We start from the raw sequence: 24,622 nt of genomic DNA on the forward strand, positions 1-24,622 counted from the left end.
GAAACTGGTAAAGCAGGACCTCTATTAAATCGGAAATCAAACTAAAGAATTAATTAATGAATGATGCACGTGTTTGTTTTATACTAAATTACGCCCCTCATTATCGGGAAGAAATTTTCCAAAAACTTATACAGGAACTTCCGTCGGATATATTTACAGGAAGCTACGTAAAGGGAAACATAAAAAAAATAAATCCGGATAAATTAGGTGCTTTGCATAGCGAATTGTACTCTTCATGGTTTGGCCCGTTTTATTGGATTAATGGTGAAGTAAAACTTCTGTTTAAAAAAAGATATAAGAAATATATCCTAACAGGACAACCAACTTGCTTGTCAGATTTAGCATTCATTTTATGTTGTAAATTTACGTCAAAAGAGGTATATTTTTGGAACCATGGGGCGTATGGAAATGAAAGCGTCGGAAGAAAATTTTTTAACAGGTTGATTTTTTCATTATACGACGGTTGTTTTCTATATTCTGATGGGGCGGCTAACATACTAATGCGTGAATACAAAGTCCCAGTTAAGAAAATTAATGTAATATACAATTCACTTGATTATTCAAAACAACTGGTCTTTCGTCAAGGTTTAGCAATTAATGGCAATTCTTCTGAAAGATTCATTTTTTTTAAAGATCAGAGTTTACCAACATTGCTTTTTATCGGCAGGCTCGCAAAAATTAAAAGACTTGATTTGCTTATCGATGCGCACAACCTTTTACTGGATAAAGGGTTTTTCTGTAACCTCTTAATAATTGGTGATGGTGAAGAGCGGGATGTGCTCGAAGGTCAGGTGCGTTATCCAGATAATACCTTTTTTTTTGGATCAAGTTATGATGAGCAAGTTAATGCCAAAATGATTGCCAATTCAGATCTTTGTGTTTCTCCAGGGAATGTAGGGCTTACAGCAATACATTCGTTAATGTACGGTACTCCTGTATGTACTCACGATAATTTCTTTGAGCAGATGCCTGAACATGAAGTTATAGAAGAAGGAAAGACTGGATTATATTTTTCTAAGGAAAAAAACAATTTGGCCGACAGGATTCAAGATTGGTTTTCATTAGGGAAAAATCGCGAGGAAACGAGAAAGGATTGTTATCATGTTATTGATGCAAAATATAATCCTGATTATCAGTTGAAAATTTTTAAGGCAGCACTTAAATGAGGATTCTTCAGATAAATACAATAGTCAATTCTGGAAGTACTGGTCGTATTGCCGAAGATATAGGAAAGGTAGCGATGGCAGAAGGTCACGAAAGTTATATTGCATATGGCCGGGGTGACAGGCCAAGTGCTTCTGAACTTATCAAGATAGGCACTGATCTCGATGTTTATGGCCATGTTGCTCTTACCCTGCTTTTAGACAAGCACGGATTTGGATCTAAAAAAGCCACAAGGAAGTTCATTAAAGAAATTGAGGCAATAAAGCCTGATGTTATTGGACTGCATAACATACATGGGTACTACCTTAATATCGAGTTGCTTTTTAACTATTTAGCAAAAAAAGAAATTCCCGTTATCTGGACTTTGCATGACTCATGGGCATATACAGGTCATTGTACTTTTTATGAGTCGGTAGATTGTGAAAAATGGCAAACACATTGCCACAACTGTCCTAAAACGCAACAATATCCTAAGTCTTTATGGGTCGATAATTCGAGGGCAAACTATACGAGTAAAAAATATTTGTTTAACCTGCCTGAAAATGTCCGGTTGGTTACACCATCAGAATGGCTAGCCGGAGAAGTGAGGCAGTCATACCTTAAACATCCGGTGGAATGCATTTATAACGGAGTAGATCTTGAGGTATTTACACCAAATGGAAGCATACCCGTAAAATATGCTGAAGTTGTTTTGGGAAAGAAGATTGTACTTGGGGTAGCGAGTACTTGGGATGCCCGTAAAGGAATGGATGATTTTGTAAAGCTTTCATCTATGTTGCCCGAAAATTTCAGGATTGTACTGATAGGGCTCAGTGAAAAACAAATAAAAGAGATTCCGGATAGTATACTGGGTATTGCACGCACTGAAAATGTAGAGGAACTCGCAGCTTGGTATGGCGGGGCAGATGTATTTGTCAATCCTACCTATCAGGATAATTTTCCTACTACAAATATTGAAGCGCTTGCCTGCGGTACGCCGGTGATAACGTATAGGACAGGAGGAAGCCCTGAGGCTGTGGATGAAAATACTGGAAGAACAGTGGAAAAAGGTAACCTGGCCATGTTGCAGCAAGCCATAGAAGCGATTGTTCTTGAAGATAGAGAGGCTTTTAGAATCTATTGCAGGGCAAGGGCTGAAGAGCATTTTGATAAGGAAAAAAGATATAGTGATTATCTTTCTATATACGAAGAACTTGTAAAAGAATAATGATGAAGAATAATAAAATATACATTGCCGGACACCGCGGAATGGTGGGAGCGGCTGTGTGGAGGGCACTAGAAGCCGAAGGTTATACTAACCTGATCGGGAGGACCAGTGCTGAACTGGATTTGCGTGACCAAAAAGCTGTAACTGATTTTTTTGAGATCGAAAAACCGGATGTTGTGATTGATGCGGCAGCCAGGGTTGGGGGGATATTGGCAAATAACAATTATCCGTACCAATTCCTGATGGAGAACATGCAGATACAAAATAATCTCATAGACCTGTCATTAAAGCACGACGCAAAAAAATTCATATTTTTGGGCTCATCCTGCATATATCCTAAACAGGCGCCACAGCCTTTAAAGGAAGACTACCTGTTGACATCATCATTGGAACCTACTAATGAGTGGTATGCCATAGCGAAAATTTCTGGTGTAAAGGCATGTGAAGCTATCCGAAAGCAGTTTAAAAAAGATTTTGTAAGTCTTATGCCTACCAATTTGTACGGCAGCCATGACAACTTTGACCTGCAGACATCACACGTTATGCCAGCTATGATAAGGAAGTTCCATGATGCAAAATTAGCAGGCGATACACCTGTAACACTTTGGGGCAGCGGTACGCCTATGAGGGAGTTCTTGCATGTTGACGATATGGCTAAAGCTGTTTGTTTTGCCATGGATAATGAACTGCCTGACAACCTCTATAATGTAGGGACGGGAGAAGATCTTACCATAAAAAACCTTGCATTACTCATACAGGAAATTGTCGGGCATAAAGGTGACATTGTTTGGGATAGCGAAAAACCCGACGGCACCCCGCGAAAACTTATGGACGTTGATAAGTTAAAATCTTTAGGATGGCAACCTTCGATTGATCTAAAAGACGGTATTATGAAAACCTATCATTGGTTTCTTGAGAACCAGGACAAATATAAACAGGTTAAATTATAAGGCAATAAAGTCAGATTCTTTTAAAATTAAAGTTACAAAAACAAATAAAAATATTGAAATGAAGACAGCATTAATAACAGGAATTACCGGTCAGGATGGCGCTTATCTGGCAGAACTGCTACTTGAAAAAGGGTATATGGTTCATGGCGTGAAGAGGAGAGCTTCTCTTTTTAACACAAACAGGATAGATCATTTATATGAAGATCCGCATGCTACAGACCTAAGGTTAAAACTCCATTATGGAGACATGACTGACTCGATGAACCTTACAAGGATCATTCAGGAAACCCAGCCTGATGAAATATATAATCTTGCAGCCATGTCCCATGTTAAAGTAAGTTTCGATACTCCTGAATATACTGCTAATGCTGATGGTATAGGTACTTTGAGGATCCTTGAGGCAGTAAGACTTCTCGGAATGGAAAAAAAGACGAAGATATACCAGGCTTCTACTTCAGAATTATATGGATTGGTACAAGCTGTTCCACAAAGCGAAACAACACCTTTTTATCCAAGATCGCCATATGCGGTTGCCAAAATGTATGCCTACTGGATTACTGTAAACTACAGGGAGGCTTATGGTATGTTTGCCTGCAACGGTATATTATTTAATCACGAATCACCATTAAGGGGAGAAACTTTTGTAACACGTAAAATAACAAGGGCTGCTGCCAAGATAGCTTTAGGATTGCAGAAAGACCTTTATATGGGTAATCTTGATGCGCAAAGGGACTGGGGGCATGCCAAGGATTATGTTGAGGCAATGTGGCGTATATTGCAGCAGGAAACACCTGAAGACTTTGTAATTGCGACCGGTGTAACTACTCGAGTAAGATCCTTTATAGAAATGGCTTTCGCTGAAGTTGGTTTGAAACTTGGTTTTGAAGGCGAGGGAATAGATGAAGTAGGAAAACTTGCAGGTATTGATAAGGATATTTATGAAAGTACTACAGGTATGAAAGCAGAAGATTTTCCAATTGAACTTGGTGCCGTAATCGTAAAAGTAGACCCTATGTACTTCCGCCCTACAGAAGTTGAACTGCTTATAGGTGATCCTACCAAATCTCAAACCAAGCTTGGCTGGAAGCCTAAATACGATCTTGCGGCATTGGTTAAAGAAATGATGGAGTCTGATGTTGCATTGTTTCAGCGCGATATACATCTTACAAAAGGTGGCCACAGGATTTTAAAACAGGTTGAATAGCGATTTATATAAATGAATTCCGGAAAACAGATTGTTTTTGTAAACCAGAGCTCGGGATACCTTATGATTGATATCATCGAATCATTTGAAGGTACCTTCGATGAGCGTATTTTGATGGCAGGCTATATAAATCCGCGTAATAAAAGCCTTGATGAGAGTATAAAAGTCGTGAAGCTGTGTGAATATAATCGCTCATCATCAATAAAAAGGATTTTTACTTGGGGATGGGCCTTTTTAAAGGCGCTATTCCTGATACTCATCAAGTATAGAAAAGCTCATTTATTCCTAGTGTCAAACCCGCCATTCGCAACCCTGATTCCTCTGTTTTGCAGAAACACTTTTGATATACTCATATTTGACATCTATCCTGATGCCCTTGTAGAATTTAATTATTTCAAAAAAGACTCCCTTATAACAAAGAAGTGGGAGAAATGGAACAGGAAAGTATTTGCCCGTGCCAAAAATGTCTTTACACTTACTGACGGGATGAAGGAGAGGCTGATGAAGTATGTCAGTGGTGAACAAATATCGGTTATACCGGTATGGACGGACAATGATTTTCTTAAGCCGGTAAATAAAAATGAGAATGTATTCCTAAAGAAACATAAGCTTACAGGTAAGTTTGTAGTTATGTATTCTGGCAATATGGGTAAAACCCATCCGGTAGGAATTATGGTCGACCTGGCTGAAAGAATGAAGGATAATGAAAGTGTGTACTTTATGCTAATTGGCGGTGGCGATCAATATAAAGACCTTGAAGCTAAAATAATATCTTCAAATCTGTCAAATATAAGCATCTTGCCATGGCAGCCTACAGAGCAGCTTCCTAACACGTTGCCGGCCGCAAGCCTTTCGCTTGTAACGCTTGGCAATGAAGCTTCGGATATAAGTATTCCCAGCAAGACATTTAACCTCATGTCTGTTGGGGTTCCTGTCATATGTGTAGCACAGCATGATTCAGCTCTTTCTGCGCTTGTAGCTAAAGAATCTATAGGGAAAGCTTTCGGTCTCAGCGACCATGATGCTATTGTGGAATTTATACTGGAAGCTCAAAGCAACCCCGCAATGTATGAAGAGATGGTACAAAAGGTACTGCTGGCATCGCAAAATTATACACCCCTAAACGCAAAAAAATTTAATACATTCCGGAATGAAACCGTATAGGTATTTCTTTAAAAGGTTTTTTGACATCATCATCTCTTTTACTGCACTGGTTATATTATCACCCTTATTGCTGCTACTTATGCTTTTTTTAGCATTAGCACAAAATAACAATGTGTTTTTTACACAACCTCGTCCCGGTAAGGACGGTAAAGTTTTTAAGGTGATTAAGTTTAAGAGCATGAATGATAAAAAGGATGCGGACGGAAAACTATTGCCAGATGCTCAAAGGATTACTAAGGTGGGTGGATTTGTGCGCTCAACCTCAATGGATGAACTGCCTCAGTTAATAAATGTTTTGAAGGGCGACATGAGTCTTATAGGGCCACGTCCGCTATTAGTACGATATCTGCCTCTGTATTCTGAACATCAGGCGCGAAGGCATGAAGTTAAGCCTGGAATAACGGGATGGGCACAGGTTAATGGCCGGAATGCAATTTCATGGGAGCAGAAATTTGATTATGACGTATGGTATGTTGATAATATTTCATTTTATCTTGATTTTAAAATCATACTGCTAACGATAAAAAAAGTAATTTTACGAAAAGATATAAACAGTGCTGAAAGCGCAACGATGAGTCCTTTCGAATAATAAATAAATTTTGAGATTATGGAAAAATTTTTAGAATTGATCAAAGAAGTGTTGGAAATAGAAGACAGGGAGCTGAATATGGAAGATAATTTCAAAGATTACGATGAATGGGATTCTCTTGCCCGCCTTTCACTGATTGCTTCGATAGATGATGAATATAATGTGCAGATTGAAGAAGAAAAATTCAGGACACTAAATACATTGTCTGATCTTTACACAGAAATACAAAGCAGGGTAGAAGCCTAAACGATTATTATGGCAAACTTGACGTTTGAAAATATAGGGATAACGGGCATTGCTGCAGCTGTTCCAGCGAACATTATAAATAATTATGAATATACCTCTTATTTTGATAAGGAGGATGTGAAAGATATTGTAGATAAGGTTGGTATAAAAGAAAGGCGTTTTGCGCCAGAAGGCATGACGGCATCCGACCTTTGTTTTGCAGCTGCTGAGAAGCTTATTGCTGATATGAAAATTGACAAGTCGGAAATCGACATGCTTATTTTCATATCTCAAACAGCAGATTTTAAAATGCCTGCAACTTCTGTAATTCTACAGGACAGGCTTGGCCTTGGTAAGCATGTTGCAGCTTTTGATGTAAATCTTGGCTGTTCTGCCTTCGTATACGGCTTATCAATTGCTTATGCTTATCTTAATGCAGGAACTTTCAGAAAAGTTTTGTTGCTTGATGGTGAGACCCGTTCCAGGGTATATTCTCCGAAGGACAGAAAAACGGCTTTCCTGTTTGGCGATGGAGGTGTTGCTGCAGTTATAGAAAGAAACGGGAAGTTTGGAAAAAGCTATTTTTCCCTGAATTCAGATGGCTCACTTTCAGACCTAATCAAAATGGATGCCGGTGGTTACAGGAATCCAAGCTCTCCGGAGACACTTGCTGAAAAGGTTGTAGATGAATATGGAAATATCCGATCTGATGAACACGGCTATATGAATGGTGCCGATGTATTTAATTTTGTCCTGAAGGAAATCCCCGGCAACTTTAAGTCTGTAATGGAAATTTCAGGTGTTACAAAAGAGTCCATAGATTATGTATTGTTTCATCAGGCTAATGATTATATGAACAGTTACCTTGCCAAAAAATTAAAGCTTGATACTGAAAAAGTACCGAGCGGCATTGAAAAATTTGGCAATACTTCATCGGTTTCCATACCTCTTACTTTAGTTACCCAGCTCCAAAACAAACTGAATGGGCATAAGAAGCTAATGTTGTGCGGGTTTGGAGTAGGTATGTCATGGGCTACAGCTCAAATAGATGTTGAAGATTGTCGGGTTAGTGATTTAGTAGAGATATAATGCAAAATCCATTTAGTTTAATAAATAAAACAATAGTCATTACAGGCGCTTCTTCTGGTATTGGAAGGCAATGTGCTGTTACAGCGGACGCAATGGGAGCGAAATTGATACTCATAGCCCGTTCGCTTGAAGGTTTGCAAAAAACAGGAGCTTTGTGCTCACAAACCCCATTACTCATTTCGTCTGATGTAACAGATTATGCAAAAACAGAACATGAGTTAAAAAGTGCGATTGATAGGGTTGGTAAAATTGACGGTATTATACATGCCGCAGGAATATCTACCACTTTGCCACTAAAAAATATCACCCCTGAAAAGCTTGAACCTTTTTTTCAGACTAACGTTTATGCAGGAATCAATATTACCAAGTTAGTTACAAAAATGGGTAACTATAATAAAGAAGGTTTGAGTGTTGTATTCATCGCATCTGTTATGGGGATAGTTGGTGAGCTTGGAAAAACTATATACAGCCTTACTAAAGGGGCATTGGTAGCAGGTACAAGATCTTTATCATTAGAGCTTGCATCAAAGAATATAAGGGTGAATTGTATTGCTCCTGGGGTAGTGGAAAGTCCGATGAGTTCAAATGCTGTTTATGCACAGGATAAAGAGGCATTTGATAAAATAAAAAGCTACCATCCGCTGGGATTAGGAAAGCCTGAAGATATAGCGAATGCATGTGTTTATTTGCTTTCTGATGCATCCCGTTGGGTAACAGGGACAACTTTGATTGTTGACGGAGGATATACTGCACGTTAAAATATGGAAAAAGTTATAATTGTGGGCGCTGGTGGGCATGCTGCCGAAATACGGGATTATTTTTATTATTATAATAATGATGCAGGAACCACTGCTTTTGATGTAATCGGATTTATTGATGATAATCCTGAGAACCACGAACATTATAAGTATTCTGAAGCCTATCTCGGAGATATACAAAATCATGAAATAAACCCTGATGCATCCTATGTAATGGGTATTGCAAATATCAAGTTCAGGAGGGTTATTGCTGAAAAGCTTATGGGAAAAGGGGCTAAGTTTATTTCATTCATACATCCTTTGGCAACTATTTCGCCGTCTGCGATAATAGGAACAGGATGTGTTATTTCACATAATGTCTCAATAGGACCAAAAGCGGTGTTGGGTGATTTTAATATTTTGAATTCAAGATGTACTATTGGGCATGATACTACCATAGGTGAATACAATTTTATTGGGCCACAGGTAATTTTCAGCGGGTTTTCAAAAATTGGCAACGACAATATGTTTGGTGTGAATGCCGCAACCATTCCGGGTATCAGTATTGGCAACAGGAATATTGTAGCGGCGGGTATGATACTTGATAAGAATGTTGAAGATGATTCAACGATTTTCCACAGGTTTAAAGAAAAGGTAATTATTAGTAAAACTTAGCATGGTTTTTCAGAAAAGTATTTTTCTTTTTACCAGACTTGCAGTAAGTCTTGTTTTTACACTGCTTATTACAGGGGAGCATCGTATTGTATCTGATAATCCTCTGGACGAATTTGTCTTAGTTGACAAGGGGCAAACAAGCATCCCTGTAATACTTTATAAAGATGCTCCGCCAAGGACAGTTGAGGCTGCAAAGGAACTTATAAATTATATTCATAAAATATCGGGCGCCAGGCCGGAACTAATTGTTGGTGAACCTAAACGTATCCCCAGTAAGGCTGTTTGGGTGGGGTTTCAGCCCATTTTAAAATCTTTATTTAATGATTTAGATTTTAACCTTAAGCAAGAGGAAGTTTTAATAGCAGCGACTAGAAATCATTTAGTGATACTTGGCAGGGATAAATGGAATGCTGCCTGTGCCAATGTAACGATACGTAAAAATAAGTTGCAGAATTTTCAGGATGAATATGGTACAGTGAATGCAATATATACCTTTTTGCAGGATTATTTAGGTGTTAGGTGGTTTATGCCCGGAGAACTTGGAGAGGACTATATGAAATCTTCAAAAATCGCATTTAAACCGTTTGGTTATCGGTATGCTCCTCCGTTTAAAGCTCGCTCCGGACTTTTTGTTACTATGACACCGGGACGTGATGCAAAGGAAAGCGTGTCGGAAATATGGAGCCAAAGAAATCGTATATTTTACTCTTCGATGTATATAAATGGCGGACATAAATTTAGCACTTGGTGGGAAAAGTATAGTAAAAAGTATCCCGATATATTTGCTTTGACTACTAAGAGTTTGAGAAAGCCTTTATATAATGTTAAGGATGTAAAACTTTGTATTTCAAACACTTTAATTGATGAGTTGTGGCTCATGGAAGTAGCTGAAGAACTAAAAGGAAATCCATTTGAAAAAATATTCAATGTAAATGAGAACGATGGCTACACCTCTGGCTACTGTACATGTGCCAATTGCCGTAAATTGGATGTTAAGGATATGTTCGATAAAGAACCGAATCTTTCGGACAGGCATATCCATTTCGCCAACCGGCTTGCCTTGGCGTTGAAGAAAAAGTATCCCAATAAGAGTTATAAAGTAAATTATTTTGCTTATGGTCCTGACCAGCCATTACCATTGAGGGAAAAGCCTTTAGAATCTGTTGTTGTCACTGCGGTATCAAATTTTCACCTTAGGAGGAAGACCCCATTTAACCAAGGGGAGGAAAAGATAAATGAATATTTAAATTGGTCAGGTCTTGTTGATGAAATGATTTGGAGACCAAATTTGGGAAGTCCTGTTGGTTTACAATGGGGAATGCCGGATATAGCTCCGAATCAGGCGTTTGATGATTTTGATTTCGTTGCCAAGCACGGTACGATTGGGCTTTACTTTGATTCATTTCATGAGCATTGGGCCACACAGGGTCCGCAATATTATGTTACTGCACAGTTGGCATGGAATCCATTTGCCAATCGGGAAATACTTCTTAATGATTATTATCAAAGGTTTTATGGGCCAGCCGCTGTTGCAATGAGGATTTATTGGGAGTCGATAGAGAAATCCAGACAAAAGCATTTGACAGGAAAGAAGATGTCAAATTATGCAAGATTTTCCATAGGCGAGACCTATAGCGAAGAATGGTTTAAAACTTCTAATAAACTTTTAGATGATGCGATAGGTAAGATCAAGCATGGCGAAAAAGAGAAAAAATTCAGGAGAAGAATTGAATTTGTAAAAGAAGGGCTTAAGTATAGTCAGTTGATTGTAGCGATACGAAGGGAAATGATTGCATTTGAGAAAGGTGATAAGAAAGCTGGACTAAAGGTTGAAGAGCTTTGGAGTCAGGTGCTTAAATTAAAGGAAAGTACGGATCCGCTTTCGATTAATTTTATATATATAAAGCACACTGGGAAAGGGGAAAAAAAGAAAGGCCATGCAAAGATGGTGGGGCTTGAACCTTTGCAGCCTGTTGAAGGGGTGATTTTGAGAAAAATTTTAAAGGAAAAGATTGTTATAGAATAGCAGTAATGCAGATGTCTTTGTTTGGTGTTAAATATCAATTTTGCCTTTATGTTAACGAACAGGATGTTTTTAGAGGGAAAATATTGTGGTAGGAAGATGTTTATAAAACGCATTATGGATGTTCTGGGAGCTTTACTCGGGTTGATCATAATGGCATTGCCTGCAATGGCTTTATGGTTAGGAGCAGCTGTTTCCACACATTCCGGCGGTATGTTTATGCAAAAGAGAATTGGCAGGTGGGGTATCCCGTTTACTATATATAAATTTCGTACCATGGGTAAGGATTCTTACATTATAAACACTTTCTCTGCATTTCTGCGGCGCAACAAACTTGATGAACTTCCGCAGCTTTGGAATGTACTGAAAGGGGATATGAGCATTGTTGGACCCCGACCGGATATCCCGGGTTACTATGATATGCTTATAGGTGAAAATCGGAAAATTTTGGAATTAAGACCCGGTATTACCGGTCCTGCCAGCTTAAAATATTCTAATGAAGACCAAATCCTGTTACTTCAGGAAAATCCCATGGAATATAATGATACAGTTATATTTCCTGATAAGGTGAAAATTAATTTGCAATACTATAAAAAACAGAACTTTTGGCTTGATATTAAAATTATCTATATTACACTTTCCGGAGGAAAGTGTAATATAGATAATTTTTTTAAGGACTAGCAAAAATACTGACAATTACGACTGAATTTAATTTACATTTGTATCTTAATTAGCCCAATAACAATACTATGAGTTTAAGTAAAATATGGCTTTCCTCTCCACATATGGGAGGTAATGAACAGGAATATATAAAAGAAGCATTTGATACCAATTGGGTAGCGCCCTTAGGGCCAAATGTTACTGGGTTTGAAAGCGATCTTGAAAACTATTTAGGAGAAGATGTCTCTGTAGGGGCATTAAGTTCGGGAACAGCAGCGATTCATTTGGGATTGATTCTTTTAGGGATAAAGCCGGGTGATGAGGTCATTTGCCAAAGTATGACTTTTTCCGCATCGGCAAATCCGATTTTATATCTTGGCGCGTTGCCGGTTTTTGTTGACAGCGAGTCTGATACTTGGAATATGGATCCAATTGCGCTTGAAGAAGCAATTAAGGATAGGATAAGTAAAGGGAAAACTCCTAAAGCTATTATTGCGGTACATTTGTATGGGATGCCTTATAAGGCCGATGTTATCAAAAATGTTGCTGATAAATACAGTATACCGGTTCTCGAAGATAGTGCTGAAGCATTAGGAAGCACTTACAAAGGCCAAAAATGCGGAACTTTTGGAGACATCGGTATCTTATCATTTAACGGGAATAAGATTATAACTACCTCCGGTGGTGGGGCAATCGTGTCGAAAAGTAAAGAAATAAAGGATAAGGCAGTTTTTTTATCGACTCAGGCAAGAGATAATGCGCCGCACTACCAGCATAGTGAAGTGGGCTATAATTACCGTATGAGTAATATATGTGCTGGTATTGGCCGGGGGCAGATGGAGATACTTGATAAGCATATTGGGCTTCGCCGTGACATGAATGCATTTTATAAAGAACTTTTTAAAAACACACCTTTTGTTACCGTATTAAGTGAACCGGATAGTGATTATTTTTCTAACCATTGGCTTACAGCGATTGTAATTAACGAAAATATAGAAGGATTAGACCGTGAAGGCCTAAGGAATGAGCTTGATAAGCATAATATAGAGTCACGTCCGTTGTGGAAACCAATGCATTTACAGCCAGTTTTTGAAAAATATCCATTTTACGGAAGCAACATTTCGCAAAAATTATTTGAAAATGGCCTTTGCCTTCCTTCAGGGTCAAATCTTGATGCAGAAAGCAAAGAAAGAATTAGTAAGGTAATTATAAATTATTTTATAGATAATTAATCTGTTGATCGAATTGAAGAGAAAAACTGTTACTTTAGTTTTTTCGGGATGTATAATTATTGATGCAAATTAATTCAATGGGTAAAAAACATAAAAATAATTTAACAAACGCAATGAGTCATGCATTGAATAATACTAAATTGTGGCACACGGTTAACAATCTTGGTTACCTTCCGCGATGGATTATCCTTTTGATTGATATTGTTGTTGTCTCAATTACAGGGCTTTTAACCTATGCGGTAATATTCAGAACAGGTATCCTGTATATTAAACCCAATTTGTATGTGATAAGTATTCCTGTGTATTTATTCATAAGCCTTTTAACATTCCGGGTTTTTAGGACTTATTCAGGAATTATTAGGCATTCATCTTATATTGATGCGGTTAAGATTTTCTTTTCTCAATTTACGGCCGCTTTTCTGTTGCTTGCTTTTAATAGTATCTATATGTCAATTACCGGGGATCTGGTATATCTTAATATGGGTATTTTTATCAATGCTGTTTTTTCATTTACCAGCCTTTTTCTTTACAGGGTACTGGTGAAACAGTTTTTTGAAAACTATCTTAATACATCAAGGAGCCAAAAGTTAGTTAATGCTATTATTTATGGTACAGATGCAAATGCAATCGCTGTAGCCAATGCCTTGAAATCTGAAATTCCAAGTCGTTTTAAACTTGTTGGCTTTATTGATAAATATGGTCAGAATCGTTCTAAAATGATTTTGGGCTTGCCTATTTTGCAACATAAGAAAAAGATATCTGTGCTGATGCGTATTTTTAAGGCAGAGGCACTTATTATTGCTGATAAAAGTCTTACTAAAAATGAAAGTCTGGCTATTGTAGATGAATGTATTGAATTCAATATTAAAGTTTATACAGTACCATTAGTAGCGGATTGGGAAGATCAGAAAGAAATTTCCAAAAAAGTAAAGAGCTTCCAAATTCAGGATCTTCTTGAGAGAAAACCTATTGTGCTGGATAATAATTCAATATTGTCTCAGCTTAAAGGTAAGACGGTGTTAATAACCGGTGCTGCCGGTTCGATTGGTAGCGAAATTGTAAGGCAGGTTATCCAGTTCAACCCCAAGACTCTCATTATGCTGGACCAGGCAGAGACGCCTTTGCATAATTTGAGTCTCGAGATTGGAAAAGTTTCTACAAGCGCTATGGTCTGTGCAATAATTGCTGATGTAAGAAATAGGGCCGAAATGAATCAAATTTTTAGAAAATACAGGCCGGATGTTGTGTACCATGCAGCCGCATACAAACATGTGCCACTTATGGAAGAAAATCCATCTCAGGCAATTTTTGTAAATGTTATGGGAACAAAGAACTTAGCGGATCTTGCGTGTGAATATACTGTTGATAGCTTTGTAATGGTCTCTACGGATAAGGCTGTAAACCCAAGTAATGTAATGGGGGCGAGTAAGCGAATAGCTGAAAAATATGTTCAGGCTTTGCATAATAAACTTATTATAGATCAAAGTTCCCGTACTAAATTTATAACTACCAGGTTCGGTAATGTTTTGGGCTCTAATGGTTCAGTAGTGCCTTTGTTTACAAAACAAATTGAGAGTGGTGGCCCAATTACGCTTACCCATCCTGATATTATTAGGTATTTTATGACAATACCGGAGGCTTGTCAGCTTGTGTTGGAAGCAGGTGCAATGGGTAAAGGTGGCGAAATTTATATTTTTGATATGGGCAAGCCGGTAAAAATAATTGACCTCGCTAAAAAGATGATTAAGCTTGCAGGTTTTATTCCTGAAAAGGATATTGAAATAAAGATTGTAGGATTACGTCCTGGCGAGAAGCTATATGAAGAGTTGCTTAATAATACATCGAAGACATTACCTACTCACCATGAGAAAATAATGATTGCCCAAGAGCAATTTGATAATTATGATGAGTTGGAAAATTTGGTTACAGCACTCATCAGTTGTGCAGCTAGCTATGCAGATGAAGATGTAGTTGTGAGGATGAAAGAGATAATTCCCGAATACATAAGTATGAATTCAAGCTTTGAGTCCCTGGACCGGACGAGTAGTAAAATTATTTCAGATTAATATCATTCCTGATCAGTAATAAAAAGTATATTTGCGCTAATTTACGCTGCGTGATTGTGTTTAAAATAAATCTTTCTAAATGATAAATAGAATAGCTATACTATTAATATCTGCAACCTGTCTAGTTTCATGTGTTTCAAGCAAAAAAATTGTATATCTTAACAAGGGTTCTGGCACTGAAGATTCTGAAGCTAAATATGAAAGTAAACTTCAGCCTGACGACAATATCTTTATAACGGTTACTTCTTCGCAGCCAGAATTAGCTGCTCAATTTAATTTGGTTTATGTATCAATGATGACCACTAAGTCAAATATTATAAATAATGACGCACTTTCAAGTTATCTTATAGACCAAAATGGCGAAATAAATTTCCCTGTTTTCGGAAAAATAAAATTATCTGGGCTTACACGTATCGAAGCTGAAGAGAAAATAACAAACTTGTTAAAAGATGAACTTAAAGATCCGAGTGTTAGCATTCGGATGGTAAATTTTAAAGTTACTATTAGTGGAGAAGTTGCGAGGCCGGGTGTTGTTACCATACCTGGTGAAAGATTGACTATTTTTGAAGCCTTGGGCTTAGCTGGAGATCTTACAATATATGGAAAACGAGATAATGTAATGGTTATCAGAGAGGAAGATGGGGTGAAAAAAATAAGCTACGTAGATCTTACAGATTCAAATTTAATCAATAGCGAATTTTACTATTTGCGTCGTAATGATTTCTTATACGTTGAGCCTAATAAGACTCGCGTAAATTCATCTGCAATCGGTCCAAATCTAACAGTTGGATTATCAGCACTTTCACTTTTGGTTACAATAATTGCTTTAAGTACAAGATAAATATGCAAATGCAACAAGAAAAAAATAGTACTCCAGGTGGTGGTACCGATTTAATCGTAAAAGATATTCTTTTTCATTATTTGTATAAGTGGCCTTGGTTTTTGTTAGGAATCACAATCTGCCTTGTGTCGGCTTATTTTTACCTTCGTTATGCAATACCTCAGTATAACTCTTCCGCTATTATCTTGGTAAGAGATGATAAAAAAGGAGGTGTTGTGTCTGAACTCGCGGGTTTGAGTGAACTTGATATGATGGGAAAGGTAAAAAATAACGTAGATAACGAAATTGAGATACTCAAATCAAGAACTATTGTTGAATATGCCGTGAGGGATCTTGGCCTGAATGTTGTTTATAGAAGTGAAGGTAGAGTTAAGCATACAGACCTTTACAAGAATTCACCCATAAAGGTGATATTCAATACTGATGATATCAATTCTTCTTTAAGATTCAAGTTAAATTCTGTTAAGAATAATAAATTTACCCTTACAGATGAAATCAATAATACATCCAATGTTTTCGAGTTTGGACATGTTTTTAAATATAGAGGCATTGATTTGACAATAGTTAAACAACAGCAAGCCTCAACTGATAATGATATTGATGTAGCGATTACAATTTACCCAATATTGTCTGTAGCCGAGAGCTATAGAAAAAGACTGAAAGTTGAAGTTGTTGGCGATAATACCAGTGTTGTAAGGCTTAGTATCGTTGATCCTGTAAAAATTAAGGCTGAGGAATTTCTCAATTCGGTGATTCAGAATTATAATGACGATGCAATAAATGATAAAAATAAAGTATATAAAAGGACTTCGGAATTTATAAAGGACAGGCTCAGCAGAATTGCTGAAGAGTTGGGAGATGTTGAGAAGAAAGGTGAAAATTATAAGAAAGATAATGCAATTACTGATATTACATCCGAAGCGGATATTTTTCTTACCAATGCATCCGATTTTAAAAAAGCCCTTACTGAAATTGAAACTCAGTTAAAGGTTGTTGCCTCTTTAAAGGAGGCGGTTGTTATTACTCCTAATACCGATCTGATTCCTGCAAATATACTTACTACATTCTCAGACGACGCAAATTCTGCGCCAACTTTGATAACTGAATATAATGCTTTGGCTCTTAAAAGAGAGGATTTGTTTTCTGGAGCTGGGCCTAAGAGTACAATTATCAGAAATATCGATTCTCAACTAGCCGCCTTAAAGGCAAATATTATTTCGAGTTTAGATAGGTTAAAGAGTACACTTCAAATAAAGAGGAATGATCTTTCTAAACAACAGGTCGCTTTAAGGGGAGATATTTCGCAAATACCTAGACAAGAACGTGAATTTAAATCCATAATACGCCAGCAAACTATAAAGGAGTCGCTATATCTTTATCTATTGCAAAAGAGGGAAGAAACTGCTATTTCTTTGACTACAACTGAACCTAATGCCAAAATTATTGACCCTGCTCTTACAAGCGATTTTCCAATATCTCCAAATTCAAAAATAATTTATCTCTCATCATTTATTTTGGGTATATTTTTGCCTTTCGGGATTATTTATTTGAGGGATCTTCTTGATACCAAAATTCATGGACACGCTGATATCCAAAAACTATCTGTACCATTCTTGGGTAGTGTGCCGCGTTCAGAAGTTAATAATCAGATTGTTACCTTAAATAGTAGGTCCAGCACTGCAGAATCCTTAAGAATAATAAGGACAAATCTGGAGTTTGTATTTGGTAATATTCAAAATGATTTAAGGGCTAAAACTGTTTTCGTTACATCAACTATACCAAAAGAAGGTAAGACTTTTATTTCTGTCAATCTTGCATCTACTATTGCCTTAGGGGGTAAAAAGGTACTTCTAATAGGTTTAGATATTCGAAATCCAAAATTAGATGAATATTTGACAGTTTCATCAAGAGGGGTTACTAACTATCTTTCTAATAACACAGAGCCGGTTTCTTCTTTTATTAATAAAGTTGACGGCTTTGAGAGCCTTTATATTCTGCCGCCGGGTATAATACCTCCGAATCCTGCTGAAATGCTAATGGGGCAAAAAGTAAAGGAAATGTTTGATGAACTGAAACAGGAATTTGATTATATTGTTGTAGATACAGCTCCGGTAAGCCTTGTTACGGACACTATTGCGATAGCTCAATACGCGGATGCATTTGTATATGTAGTTCGTGATGGCCATCTTGACAAGCGAATGCTTGAAATACCAGAATCCCTTTACAAGGAAAATAAACTTCCTAATATGGCCATTATTCTTAACGATACTCACCAAAAAAGCGGTTATGGTTATGGTTACGGTTATGGCTATGGTTACGGCTATGGTTACGGCTATGGTTACGGTTACGGAGTTGAGAGGTCAAAACCGCGTACATTCCTGGATAAGCTTTTAAGAAGAAATAAATAAGTTAGGCGAAAAAAAATTCCCTTTTATAAAGTAAAAAGGGAATTTTTTTTTAAAGCTTTGATTAAAAGGTCAGGCTGTTTCAGAAGTATTGGACTTTTGAATGCCTCTATATGTCTTTCATGATGAGTGTCTGAGCCTGTAAAGTCAATCATATTATTTTCAAGAAGTTTTTTGGCAGCCTCGAACACCGGCTTTCCATAATAACCTGTAACAGATAGTAAATTGAGTTGGAACAGGCAGCCGGCCTTTTTTAATTTTTTATATTCATCAAAATTTAAATGATAAAAATTATAACGCTCCGGATGCGCGAGGATTGGTTTATATCCTGCAAGCTGCAACTCAAATATGATGTCGTATAGCTGCATAGGAGGGCTTATATATGACATTTCTATGAGTACATAGCTATTCTTTAGCGTTAGTAATTGCTCTTGTTTTAGTAATCTGAAAAAAGCCTCGTCAATCATGTATTCCGCAGCAGCCTTGATTTGATTTTGGATATTATTCAGCCTCAGCAGTTTTTGTGTTTCTGCTTCTTTTTCTTTTATGTTTTGATAAGTATTATTCCAAACACCGCTGATCACATGTGGTGTCGTAATGAAAGTTGAAAATCCGTAACTTTTTAATTTGTTTATAAGCAGTATAGTGTTCTCAGGATCTGTAGCACCGTCATCAATCCCGGGTAAGAGATGGGAATGAATATCTACATATCCGTCTGGAATAATATCTGCAAGCCGAATTTTAGGTTTGTTAAAAAATAGCAAAATGATCTTTTTAAACAGGGGTTATGGTGCAAAAATAACGTAAAAATTACTTCTGTTTTCGAAAAAACATTTAGGATTTCATAATTTTCTATTTTTTAAATTTAGTATAAATTAGCCTTAATAAAACTACTGCATTGACCGCAATTAAAGGTAACATCATTACAAAATGAGGCTTGTTAATCAAAAAAACGAGATAAATCAAGCAGCAGAAAAGGCAGGTGCTGGATGTAATCATTATTGCCTTTCTTTTCCCTGAATATATAAAAACCAGTAGTAGCAGAAAAAGAGGATTGAATAGTAATACATTATAATTCTGCTGTAATTCTGTGTGCAGGGAATATAATCCCATGAAGCAGAACATTATACCTAAAAGCCCTGTAATGGCCAGCCAGGTACGCAATACAATTTTATTGCGTGTTCCAATCATCAAAATAAGACATGCTGCGGCATAGGTGTAAAAATTATTCCAGGCTGATTTCCTGTTTTCAGCAGTACTCTTGTAAACAGTTACTACTGGCTTGGCTATTTTTCCGTTCTGCGTTGAAACTGTAGATATCCCATCCATAAGGTGATCTGGAAGAAAAAGGCGTTGAAGTTTCTCATCTGTCTTATATCCGAACAACAGATTGATCCCAAGGCTCTCATAAAAGTTATTTTGAAGGCGCTCTATGATAATACTGCGCTTAGTTTTTCCCTTGTCAACATTTTCCATAGGTATTTTTACCGAAGCATATTGCTCAATCAGGTCGGCTACCCTGGTAGTGCAGTTTCTGTCAATGAATTTGTAGGTATACAGTCTTTCTTCCGAACCTAATATCCGTTCCAATTCATTTAAGATATTTTCTTTTTGCCTAAGTGTAAGGTTAAGTTCCTGCTCAAAAACATCACGATTAAAATATTGATAGGTATAAATGAAATCTTCGTAAGAGCTTGTGGAAAGTTTATATTGCAGGTCGCCTTTAACGAACTTAAGATAAAAATTAGGTGTATCAAAATCAAAAGTGCCAAAGTTGTAAACGATGTCTCTGCCGGAAGCAGGATCGTTGACACGCAACGCCGTATGCCCAAATACCGAATACAATTCATCGCCGGGACCACAGGTGAGCAACGTTACTTTGCTATCCTGTGAAAGGGTGATTTTGGCAACGGATGTGTTTGATAATGAGAGGTATATGATTATGAAAAGCAGTAAGACTTTCAGGCGCATGACGTTGTTTTTTATCGCCTAAAGATACCTAAATCTACTTTAAGTGAAAAGATATTCGAATATAATGCCGCACTTTGGTCGCCAATATCGGTAAGTGCATAGTCAACCTCAATGCCGCGGTACTTGAAGCCAAGGCCAATATTGGGCTGGAAGCTCAGGGATTGAGAGTTGTCCAGTGCTTTTACGTTCTGAAAGTTGCCTACACCGGCCCTTAGGTAAACAAGGTCAATATAGCCGAACTCAAAGCCAAGAGCGGGGTCTATGCTTACTATATCGCTGGCAACAATGTCATTGGTTTGTGCAAACTGCATGTTGAGCTGGGTTGCTACCAAAAGTGTATAGTCATTATGGAAGAAGAATTTCTTGGCCGCCCCGAATTGGGCTTTTGGTAGGGTAATTTCAGTTGTTTCAGGCAGTTCCTGGTTTTCGCCGGGTACAGCATTGCTTATTTCTTCATAGGCTTCCTCGTCTATCGCCCAGGTGTTATAGGTAGTGGTTATGTCGCGAAGCATAAGCCCGAACATCCAGTCGTTTTTGTTTACATATTGGATGCCTATATCAAACCCAAAGCCCCACGAATTGGCAAATTTGCCAATAGTCCTCCGTATTACCTTGGCATTGATGCCATAATTGAAACCATCTAACGGCAATGCGCGGGCGTACGATAGGGTAAAGCCATAATCTGCAGCAGAGAACAGGCTGATACGGTTATAATCGATGTTTCCTTCGCTGTCAATAAGCTGTGTTGTATTTAGGATGTCATCTACCCCAAAACGGATTACCGACACCCCAAAGGCGCTGCGGTCATCTATTGGCATGGCAAAGGCAGCGTAGTCATACTGGGCAATATTGGCAAAATAGCTGGCGTGCATCAGGGCAAGCTGCTTGTCTTTTACTTTTATTAAGCCAGCCGGGTTCCAATAGCCGGAGTTTACATCGCCGGTCTGGCCAACAACAGCGTTGCTCATTCCCAATGCGGCAGCATCCACACCGATGCTCATGAACTCATTCGAGTACTTTCTGACGGTCTGGCTGTAAGCGTAAACGGTGGAAAAAAGGATTAAGATGAGGGAAATCTTTCTCAAAGCTGTTATTTTGTGCAAATATGACATAAAATTCTCAATTACTAAACTCTATTTCTACCAACTTATTGTGTTAACTTTGCGCTTATAAAAATTATGGCTATGGCTTTTAAGAAACATATTCCTAATATCATAACACTTTGTAATCTTGCCGCGGGCCTTGTTGCCCTCGTTTATGCTTTTGATACCCATTATCAAATGGCTTTCGTATGGGTATGCATCGGGATATTCTTCGATTTTTGGGACGGTTTTTTCGCGCGGATACTTAAAGCCCAAAGCCCTATAGGGCTTCAGCTCGATTCGTTGGCCGATATGGTTACCAGCGGTGTCGTGCCGGGGCTTATCATGTTCCAGATGCTTGTTGGAATTGAGGATATGAGGGAGGAATATAACCTTGCTGCCGATAATTTTTACCTGGGCCTGCTGCCTTATGTTGGGTTTATCATAACCCTTGCATCCTGTTACAGGCTTGCAAAATTCAATGTTGATGCCCGCCAGACGGATTCTTTTATAGGGTTGCCCACACCTGCCAACGCCCTGTTCATCCTGAGCCTGCCCATGATACTGGCGCATTCTGATACTGACAGCTGGCTTTTCGCCTTTCTTAGCAATCCGTATGTACTCATCGGAATCAGCCTGCTCAGTGCATTCATGCTGAATGCCGAAATACCGCTATTTTCCCTTAAAGTAAAGTACTTTAACTGGGAAACCAATAAGATACAGATCGTATTCCTTGTAATATCGGTGCTGTTGCTGTTCTTCCTGCAATACCTGGCAATACCGGTAATCATCCTGTTCTATGTGGCGCTGTCTGCCATTACCAATAAGCTTTCCGCCAAAACCGCTGCATAGCCAATGAAACGCGTGCCGCCCAAAACAGCCGTAAGGCGGGCGAAACCGAAAACCAGGGAAACCGCTAAGCTATCCCAGGGTAAGCTACTCAGGTATCCCTTCCTGTTATTGCTTTTGGCCTTTGTCGCTGTGGCTGTATACCAATACCGCCATGGTATCCTGTATTGGCTTGGTTTTAAAGTGAATAGCCGTATTGAATCCCTGACCAAAGAGGAAAGGAAAATCGAAAACCTGCGCATTTATGAGATATTGGGCCGCCACAAAGACAAGGTGTTTGGGTTGGATGTGTCTCATTACCAGGGTCGTATCGTTTGGGACAGCCTGAAGAAAGACAATGCCGAATTCCCCATGCAATTTGTGTTTATCCGCGCAACGGCAGGTAAGGATGGCGTAGATACCGAGTTTACCCGTAACTGGAAAGGGGCTGCCCGTGCTGGGCTCGTCCGTGGGGCATACCATTATTACCGGCCCGACGAGAACTCCCTCAAGCAGGCCGAAAGCTTCATAAAGCGCGTAAAGCTTGGCAAAGGCGACCTCCCACCTGTGCTGGACATCGAGAAAATTCCCGCCGGGCAAAGTATGGACAGTCTCAAAAGCGGCCTGAAAAAGTGGCTTGGCAAGGTAGAGGGCCACTATGGCATGAAGCCCATCCTTTATAGCGGCGAGCGCTTTTATGCCGACTTTTTAAAGGACGAATTTCAGGACTATACCCTCTGGATTGCCAACTATAGCTTTTTCGCTGATGAGATCAAAAAAGAGTGGCTTTTCTGGCAGTTTACCGACAAGGGATCGGTCGGGGGGATAGAGGGGGATGTTGATGTGAATATTTTTAATGGTAACAGGGAGATTTGGGAGACGTACCTGCAGAATTTAGGGAAGTAACAGGGCGGTTTTTGCATGTGCCCATGATGATTTTTGATGGTCCCCATGATGATATTTTGATTGCATCTATTTTGTAAGAAAAATTTTATTTTTTTTTACACTGAAAATGTGCAGCGCAAAAATGAAACATTTTCAATTCATCTCATTATTGCTATACGACGAAAAAAAATCCTGCAATGAAATCAACCCGGCTCAACCTCTGTAAAATATTCCTGCCCGCTGCTGCGTTAAACCATAAACCGGTAAATTCAACAACCATGAAATCAATTCTTTTATCCTGCCTGGTGCTGGTCATTATGGCCTGCTCATCTTCCAAAAGCAATCCTTCAGCCCGAAATGCCGACGCCACCGTAGCCGATGATTACGGCTACAGCGAAACCAATCCTATAAAAGTAGGTGGTGTCAACAGCGGCCCGGCCAATGAGCGCCGCTACCTCGAACGCCTGACCGGCCCCAATGGCGAACCCATAGCTTATGTGCGCCTTGGGAGCTGCTGCCCGTTTGAGACAAAAAACAGCGCATGGGGCGGGATGCTCGACCGCTATGAGATTGTGATCGATGGCGACCCCGAAAAGAAGATACTTTACCTTAACATGTATGATTCCGACAAGCTCTATGCGCCGAAGGGATTTAAGCTGGATGGGAAATAAGCTGTCGGCGCTATTAAAGATTATCCACGCCGATACCTATATTTGCATGAAGGAATTGCCGGAAATTTGTACCCGGCAATGCATAACATAAGTTATGGGCATGGAGCAATTTAAGATTAGTGAAGCAGGAATATCAGAATTAAAAAAAAGCATGATGGCTAAGGCTTTACCATTTGCAGTAATGGCGGTGCTTGGTGGCGGGCTAATGGCTTACTTTAATCGCAGTGAGGGACAGGGAAGCCTGCCCGCATTGCTGCTTGTGATTCCGCTATTCGGCGTACTGATTGTCATTGGGCTTTCAAGGGCGCTTAATATGCAGAAGACGATATTGGAAAGCTATCGCTTTAGCATCGATGAGCATTATGTGCGAAGGAAACAGAACAATACTCCTGATATAAACATTCCTTTGGGAGAGATATCCGCAATCGTAAAACATCCTAATGGAAATATTATCATTAAAGGCCGTTCGGCAAATGACATAATAGGAATATTCGCGCAGACTGAAGATTACGGCAGACTCGAAAGCCGCCTTTCCGAAGTAATGCCCATAGTACAAAAAACTCATGTTCCGTTCTTTCAAAGGTTTCAAATACTCCTTCTCATTCCAGTAATGCTATTGATGGCAGGTATTTTCATCGCCGAAAATATAATCGTCGTGGGCACTTGCGGCATAGTCTTGCTGGGGGTTCTTGGCTGGTCGTTTTTTATAATCAAAAAGGACAGGAATCTGGATGAAAAGACAAGGAAAGCCTCACGCTGGATCGTCTTAGTGATGGCTTCCATCGTTGGCATTATGTATCTTAAACTCACAGGGAAATCATAGGGCAGTAGTAACAAAAAAGGGGCTGTCTCAAAAGGATAGCCCCTTTTTCATTTTAATTAAGTTTACTTTTCTTTGCATGCTGATTTTGACATTTTAAAGTCTCCTTTTTAGCCCATAAAAGGTTATACGTT

23 protein-coding genes are annotated in these 24,622 nt (G+C 38.6%); 20 read left to right on the top strand and 3 right to left on the bottom strand.

Going from position 1 to position 24,622, the window contains the following annotated elements; genetic code table 11:
* The first annotated feature begins 56 nt into the window (after positions 1 to 56).
* From OGH69_RS11400 to OGH69_RS11475, 16 genes are all read left to right on the top strand, one after another.
* Positions 57 to 1,166 carry a glycosyltransferase family 4 protein gene (locus tag OGH69_RS11400; protein WP_265174597.1) on the top strand — a complete coding sequence of 370 codons (1,110 nt, stop codon included), beginning with the start codon at positions 57 to 59 and terminating at the stop codon, positions 1,164 to 1,166.
* A complete protein-coding gene (locus OGH69_RS11405) occupies positions 1,163 to 2,371 on the top strand; it encodes a glycosyltransferase (protein ID WP_265174598.1) in 1,209 nt (402 codons plus the stop codon). Before OGH69_RS11400 ends, OGH69_RS11405 begins: the two co-directional genes overlap by 4 nt.
* A complete protein-coding gene (locus tag OGH69_RS11410) occupies positions 2,371 to 3,321 on the top strand; it encodes a GDP-L-fucose synthase family protein (protein WP_306354383.1) in 951 nt (316 codons plus the stop codon). The genes OGH69_RS11405 and OGH69_RS11410 overlap by 1 nt, the downstream gene beginning before the upstream one ends.
* A 58-nt stretch (positions 3,322 to 3,379) precedes the next feature.
* Complete coding sequence (gene gmd / locus OGH69_RS11415) at positions 3,380 to 4,525, top strand: GDP-mannose 4,6-dehydratase (RefSeq protein WP_265174622.1); 1,146 nt, start codon at positions 3,380 to 3,382, stop codon at positions 4,523 to 4,525.
* Between the two features lie 12 nt (positions 4,526 to 4,537).
* Positions 4,538 to 5,689 carry a glycosyltransferase family 4 protein gene (locus tag OGH69_RS11420; protein WP_265174599.1) on the top strand — a complete coding sequence of 384 codons (1,152 nt, stop codon included), beginning with the start codon at positions 4,538 to 4,540 and terminating at the stop codon, positions 5,687 to 5,689.
* Positions 5,676 to 6,278: a sugar transferase gene (locus tag OGH69_RS11425; RefSeq protein ID WP_265174600.1), complete on the top strand. Its 603-nt coding sequence runs from the start codon at positions 5,676 to 5,678 to the stop codon at positions 6,276 to 6,278. The genes OGH69_RS11420 and OGH69_RS11425 overlap by 14 nt, the downstream gene beginning before the upstream one ends.
* 18 nt (positions 6,279 to 6,296) lie before the next feature.
* Positions 6,297 to 6,524: an acyl carrier protein gene (locus tag OGH69_RS11430; protein ID WP_265174601.1), complete on the top strand. Its 228-nt coding sequence runs from the start codon at positions 6,297 to 6,299 to the stop codon at positions 6,522 to 6,524.
* A 9-nt stretch (positions 6,525 to 6,533) separates the two neighbouring features.
* Positions 6,534 to 7,592, top strand: a complete 1,059-nt coding sequence (locus OGH69_RS11435) for a 3-oxoacyl-ACP synthase III family protein (RefSeq protein ID WP_265174602.1) — start codon at positions 6,534 to 6,536, stop codon at positions 7,590 to 7,592.
* Positions 7,592 to 8,350 carry an SDR family NAD(P)-dependent oxidoreductase gene (locus tag OGH69_RS11440; protein ID WP_265174603.1) on the top strand — a complete coding sequence of 253 codons (759 nt, stop codon included), beginning with the start codon at positions 7,592 to 7,594 and terminating at the stop codon, positions 8,348 to 8,350. The genes OGH69_RS11435 and OGH69_RS11440 overlap by 1 nt, the downstream gene beginning before the upstream one ends.
* A gap of 3 nt (positions 8,351 to 8,353) precedes the next feature.
* Positions 8,354 to 9,004, top strand: coding sequence for an acetyltransferase (locus OGH69_RS11445; RefSeq protein WP_265174604.1), 651 nt, complete (start codon positions 8,354 to 8,356; stop codon positions 9,002 to 9,004).
* A gap of 1 nt (position 9,005) precedes the next feature.
* Positions 9,006 to 11,030, top strand: a complete 2,025-nt coding sequence (locus OGH69_RS11450) for a DUF4838 domain-containing protein (RefSeq protein ID WP_265174605.1) — start codon at positions 9,006 to 9,008, stop codon at positions 11,028 to 11,030.
* Positions 11,031 to 11,078: 48 nt separating this feature from the next.
* A complete protein-coding gene (locus OGH69_RS11455; RefSeq protein WP_265174606.1) occupies positions 11,079 to 11,708 on the top strand; it encodes a sugar transferase in 630 nt (209 codons plus the stop codon).
* Positions 11,709 to 11,776: 68 nt separating this feature from the next.
* Positions 11,777 to 12,919 carry a DegT/DnrJ/EryC1/StrS family aminotransferase gene (locus OGH69_RS11460; protein ID WP_265174607.1) on the top strand — a complete coding sequence of 381 codons (1,143 nt, stop codon included), beginning with the start codon at positions 11,777 to 11,779 and terminating at the stop codon, positions 12,917 to 12,919.
* Between the two features lie 113 nt (positions 12,920 to 13,032).
* Positions 13,033 to 14,985, top strand: a complete 1,953-nt coding sequence (locus OGH69_RS11465) for a polysaccharide biosynthesis protein (protein ID WP_372339338.1) — start codon at positions 13,033 to 13,035, stop codon at positions 14,983 to 14,985.
* Between the two features lie 79 nt (positions 14,986 to 15,064).
* Positions 15,065 to 15,826, top strand: a complete 762-nt coding sequence (locus tag OGH69_RS11470) for a polysaccharide biosynthesis/export family protein (protein WP_265174609.1) — start codon at positions 15,065 to 15,067, stop codon at positions 15,824 to 15,826.
* 8 nt (positions 15,827 to 15,834) lie between these two features.
* Entirely contained in the window at positions 15,835 to 18,234 is a 2,400-nt protein-coding gene (locus tag OGH69_RS11475; RefSeq protein WP_265174610.1) for a GumC family protein, read from the top strand.
* Between the two features lie 23 nt (positions 18,235 to 18,257).
* Here OGH69_RS11475 and OGH69_RS11480 read toward each other — a convergent pair whose 3' ends face one another.
* The 3 genes from OGH69_RS11480 to OGH69_RS11490 form a co-directional block, all read right to left on the bottom strand.
* Entirely contained in the window at positions 18,258 to 18,995 is a 738-nt protein-coding gene (locus OGH69_RS11480; RefSeq protein WP_265174611.1) for a tyrosine-protein phosphatase, read from the bottom strand.
* Positions 18,996 to 19,083: 88 nt separating this feature from the next.
* A complete protein-coding gene (locus tag OGH69_RS11485) occupies positions 19,084 to 20,202 on the bottom strand; it encodes an Lnb N-terminal periplasmic domain-containing protein (protein ID WP_265174612.1) in 1,119 nt (372 codons plus the stop codon).
* A gap of 11 nt (positions 20,203 to 20,213) precedes the next feature.
* Positions 20,214 to 21,203, bottom strand: a complete 990-nt coding sequence (locus tag OGH69_RS11490) for a putative type IX sorting system protein PorV2 (RefSeq protein ID WP_265174623.1) — start codon at positions 21,201 to 21,203, stop codon at positions 20,214 to 20,216.
* Positions 21,204 to 21,386: 183 nt separating this feature from the next.
* Here OGH69_RS11490 and OGH69_RS11495 point away from each other — a divergent pair, with 183 nt between their 5' ends.
* The 4 genes from OGH69_RS11495 to OGH69_RS11510 all read left to right on the top strand — a co-directional run bounded on the left by OGH69_RS11495 (position 21,387) and on the right by OGH69_RS11510 (position 24,491).
* Positions 21,387 to 22,136, top strand: a complete 750-nt coding sequence (locus tag OGH69_RS11495) for a CDP-alcohol phosphatidyltransferase family protein (protein WP_265174613.1) — start codon at positions 21,387 to 21,389, stop codon at positions 22,134 to 22,136.
* Between the two features lie 3 nt (positions 22,137 to 22,139).
* Positions 22,140 to 23,018 (top strand): glycoside hydrolase family 25 protein, encoded by an 879-nt coding sequence (locus tag OGH69_RS11500; RefSeq protein WP_265174614.1) that lies wholly within the window; start codon positions 22,140 to 22,142, stop codon positions 23,016 to 23,018.
* 257 nt (positions 23,019 to 23,275) lie between these two features.
* The gene (locus OGH69_RS11505; RefSeq protein ID WP_265174615.1) at positions 23,276 to 23,668 is read left to right on the top strand and encodes a 2-dehydro-3-deoxyphosphooctonate aldolase; all 393 of its coding nucleotides are present in this window, start codon (positions 23,276 to 23,278) and stop codon (positions 23,666 to 23,668) included.
* A 154-nt stretch (positions 23,669 to 23,822) separates the two neighbouring features.
* Positions 23,823 to 24,491, top strand: a complete 669-nt coding sequence (locus OGH69_RS11510) for a hypothetical protein (RefSeq protein ID WP_265174616.1) — start codon at positions 23,823 to 23,825, stop codon at positions 24,489 to 24,491.
* Positions 24,492 to 24,622 lie beyond the last annotated feature (131 nt).

The organism is Flavobacterium sp. MFBS3-15, assembly GCF_026107645.2.
Lineage (GTDB): Bacteria > Bacteroidota > Bacteroidia > Flavobacteriales > Flavobacteriaceae > Flavobacterium.